Below are 4,620 nucleotides of genomic sequence, written 5' to 3' on the forward strand. Positions count from 1 at the left end.
TAAACTATATATATTATTATGAATTGTTAATAGTTGAAAATTGTATTGAATGATTTTAAGTCTCAAAATGAAAGTTTGATTACTTTTGTGTAGTTCAAAATTTCAAATCAAAATATGAAAACAATCAACGACTACAATTTCGAAAACAAGAAAGCATTGATTCGTGTTGACTTCAATGTTCCGCAAGACGAAAATTTAAATGTGACAGATGATACACGTATTAGAGCTGCAAAACCAACGATTGACAAAATATTGAAAGATGGTGGCGCTGTTGTATTAATGAGTCATTTGGGACGTCCTAAAGGCGAATTCAATGATAAATATTCATTAAAACATATTGCATCAAAAGTTTCAGAAATTCTTGGTGTTGATGTGATCGTTGCGAATGATGTTATTGGCGATGATGCGAAACAAAAAGTTAGTAATCTAAAATCAGGCCAAGTTTTATTATTGGAGAATGTTCGTTTCCATAATGAGGAAGAAGCTGGAGATAAAGATTTTGCTAAAGCATTGGCTCAATTTGGAGATATTTATGTGAATGACGCTTTCGGAACAGCACACCGCGCACATGCTTCGACTGCAATTATTGCCGAATTTTTTCCAGAAAATAAATGTTTTGGTTTGTTAATGGAACAAGAATTAACAGCTATTAACAAAGTGTTATCAGACGGAGAAAAACCTGTAACAGCGGTACTTGGAGGTGCTAAAGTATCTTCTAAAATTACGATTATCAACAATATTTTACCAGTTATTGATAACTTGATTATTGGTGGTGGAATGACGTATACATTTGTAAAAGCAAATGGCGGAAAAATCGGAAATTCGTTGGTAGAAGATGATAAATTAGATTTAGCGAAAGAAATTTTGGCTGAATGTGAAAAACATAACGTAAAAGTTTATTTACCAGTTGACAATGTAATTGCTGATAATTTTAGTAATGATGCAAATACTCAAACAGTTTCTTCTGATCAAATTCCAGATGGTTGGATGGGAATGGATGTTGGTGTAAAATCGTCAAAAGTTTTTGCAGATGTAATTAACAATTCGAAAACAATTCTTTGGAATGGTCCTTTAGGTGTTTTTGAAATGTTAAATTTTGCAAAAGGAACTATTGCTTTGGGTGATGCAATTGCTGAAGCTACTGCAAACGGCGCTTTTTCACTTGTTGGTGGTGGAGATTCTGTTGCATTCGTAAAACAATTTGGTTACGACGACAAAGTGAGCTACGTTTCTACAGGAGGTGGAGCTATGTTAGAGTCTTTAGAAGGTAAAGAATTACCAGGAGTTGCCGCAATTTTAAAATAAGAAAGGGAAAAAAATACTTAAAATAGTAGAAAAATTAAGTCGAGCATTTGCTCGACTTTTTTTGTCTTAATTGTTGAGTTGAATTTATTTCAACTTCTCATCTTAATGATTAGGTTCTTCACTTTACTGTGGTTTCGTTTAGAATGACATTTTTTTTAGCATTAAATTTTCTGCCATTCCGACGTTAGGAGGAATCTCAATGATTCTAAAATTGTTAATAGTAATCACTTGTTATTTAATAAATTAACTGCTTTTCAACTGAGTTATAAAAAGAATGTTTACAGCTTGATTAATTACTCATATTGTTAATAGTAAACTATTCAAAATAAATTAATTAAGAAGTTATGAATAGACTTTATTAAAACTTGTGAATAATGATGAATTTAGAACTAAATTGATTTAATAAAGTTAAAATTGTTAATTATAAAACATTTATAAATAATGAATTAAAAAGTAATTAAGATAGTTTATTAAAAATTGTTGAAACTGAAATCTCCCTACAATTAGCCATTTTATTTATAGAAAAGGATTGTTATATTCGTAATGATTTAATAATCAATCTATGAATGAATTTAACCAACGACTAAACGAAGTAGAAAATCATTTGCAGCACAATGATCTCGATTTGGGTTATCGTCGATTAATTGATTGTGTGTTGGATTTGGGTGAGAAATCTTTTTACAAAGAGATTATCTCCTATTCGAATCTTTATTACAACGAGAATTCTACGAACGAAAATAAAACAACGCAAGCTTTACAATTGGTGGAAAAGTTGAAACAAGCTCCTCCTCCGCCCTTTCAAAAAGAAGAAACATTGATATCAACCAACAATGTTGAAAAAGTTTATCATCGTCGAAATTTTAAACTTCATCCCATTACTTTTGATTTGAAATCACGAGAAGTTGTTGGATTAGTTGGAGAAAATGGAAATGGAAAAACGACTTTATTACGTTTAATTTGTGGTGAATTGAAACCAACTTCTGGCGAAATAATTTATCATTTTTCTAAAGCAAAAACATTTAGTTTCGAGCTGAAAACAAAATTAGTTTATGTGCCGCAACGAATAGAAGTTTTATATGGTTCGTTGATGGAAAATCTGCAATTTACCTTGACATGTTATGATATTTACAACGAAGAAAATTGGTTATTAGCGAATGTTATGTTGGCGCGTTTGGGGCTTTGGCCTTACAAGGATTTGCAATGGCGACAATTGTCGTCTGGTTATAAAATGCGATTCGAGTTGGCGCGAACGTTATTGCGTCGTCCAAAAGTCTTGTTATTAGACGAACCTTTGGCGAATTTGGATATTTTGGCGCAACAAATTATTCTCGAAGATTTGAAATTTTTATCACAATCTATTCGCAATCCTTTTGGTGTTATTTTGAGTTCTCAACAATTGTACGAAGTTGAAAAAGTATCGACAGAAGTTCTCTTTTTGGAGCAAGGAAAGCTTAAAATACAAGGAGATACAAATGATTTGGAAGGTGATTTTACGATTGTTGAAATTGATGTTGAAAACGCAAAAGAAGAGTTATTAACAGCTTTATCTAACATCGAAATTAAGCAAATAAAATTCAATGGAGGATCATATATCGCGTATTTTGATGATAGAATTTCGATGAATATGATTCTGTCCGAAATCGGAAAATCGTCATTGAAAGTAAAATACATTCGAGATATTTCGAAATCAAGTCGTCGCTTTTTTGTCAATTAAAACCACCAACTATGTTCAAAAAAATAAATCAAACTTTAATTACCAAATATCCATTGATTTGGAATCTGAAATTTATTTGGATTTTGTTGACGGTTTTAGTTTTCAACTTGATTGCATTTATCAATGGTTTTTTGTTTTTTACTAAAAAATCTCAACTGCAAGAAACTGGATTTTATGAAGTGTTTTTCAACTCAGGAATTGCAATTTATTATCTATTAATTGGTGTCATTATCGGCGTTATTTGGTTGTATTTCTATATAAAAAATAATCGTTTCAAATCAAATTACCCTACCTCAAGAAATTATTTGTTCAAAGAATTTTTAGCCGTTTTCGTCATTATATTTTTGATGTTTTATGTACCAAATTCGTTCAAAACTGGTCTTAAATTACGTGTTTCAAATTATATGAGCGAAGAACAATATTTGAAAGATATCGATATTATAAATAGAACGCAAGGTTTTACGTTGCAACCAAATTTTGGATACGATAATTATTCGAGAAATTTGTCTGTTCCAGCTTTTGATTCGTTGGTTTTGGAAAAAGAAACAAGAGAATTATATGAAAAAAATAAGAGAGAATATTTAAGAAAAAATCCAACATACTCATATGATGCTTTTTTGGATCCGTATTTCAGAAATCCTGAATTTGAAACCTTATTAAGAGATTATTTTCCGGAGCGATTTAGTTATTCTAAAATTAATTTTAATCAAACGTATCAACCTCTAAAAAAGAATAATTCATCTACAGATTCATTTCAAGAAGAAATGGACTATCCTACTACAGCAGCTGTAGATTCAACTTATGCTGTTGTCGATTCTGCTGCAGTATCATTAAATTCTGCTGGAAAACCAGATGTTTATTACAACTTAGCAAGTTTGTATAATTATAGTTTTTTGGTTTTTAACAATCCGAAAGATTCTACTTTAAATCATCAATTTTATGATGAACAATGGATTGCTTTGTTGCAAAAAAATGATCGAAAAGTAATTGAAAATTTATTGAATAATTATACCGATTTATTAAAAAAGCAAGAAATTGGTTATCAGTTCAAACATAAAAATTGGATTGATTATTTGCCTCAATATCCATATTATTTCATTGATCATAAATTGAATTATATTGATCCTTATCAAACTGTAGATAAAAAACTGAATGATTATATCAACCAATCAAGTTTAAACAAAGTGTATGAAAATATTGAGTTTTCGAAATATAGTTCCACTTGGTTAGAACATATTCAGTATTATTTACTAATCGCTTTAGTTATTACCGTTCTTATCATTACATTCAGATTTAGTTCGTTCAAAGTTTGGTTAATTTCATTAATTGGCGCAGGAATTTTGGCAATTTTAGGAAGCGTTTTCGGAATTTCTATCGATGCGAGTATTGGTTATACACAATTCACACCTTATATTATTTTATTTGTTTTTTACATTGCATTTATAGTGATTACACTAATTGGCTTACGTTCCAAAAAATATAAAGTTTTGACAGGTGTTAATCTTAATTGGTTTGTTGCGACCAATATTTTTATTGGAATTGTGATGCTTAGTTTTTACACAGATTTGCGTGAAGAAATGTTATATGAAGCAAATAAACAT

General features: G+C 30.0%; 2 protein-coding genes and 1 pseudogene. All 3 read left to right on the plus strand.

Going from position 1 to position 4,620, the window contains the following annotated elements; translation table 11 throughout:
- Positions 1 to 114: 114 nt before the first annotated feature.
- Positions 115 to 1,305 (plus strand): phosphoglycerate kinase, encoded by a 1,191-nt coding sequence (locus N5D03_RS14540; protein WP_038336191.1) that lies wholly within the window; start codon positions 115 to 117, stop codon positions 1,303 to 1,305.
- A 562-nt stretch (positions 1,306 to 1,867) separates the two neighbouring features.
- The gene (locus N5D03_RS14545) at positions 1,868 to 3,019 is read left to right on the plus strand and encodes an ABC transporter ATP-binding protein (RefSeq protein ID WP_280052070.1); all 1,152 of its coding nucleotides are present in this window, start codon (positions 1,868 to 1,870) and stop codon (positions 3,017 to 3,019) included.
- A gap of 11 nt (positions 3,020 to 3,030) precedes the next feature.
- Positions 3,031 to 4,620, plus strand: a pseudogene (locus N5D03_RS14550) (hypothetical protein); the annotation flags it as partial.

This window comes from Empedobacter sp. GD03861 (assembly GCF_029840885.1).
GTDB classification, from domain to species: Bacteria; Bacteroidota; Bacteroidia; order Flavobacteriales; family Weeksellaceae; genus Empedobacter; species Empedobacter falsenii_B.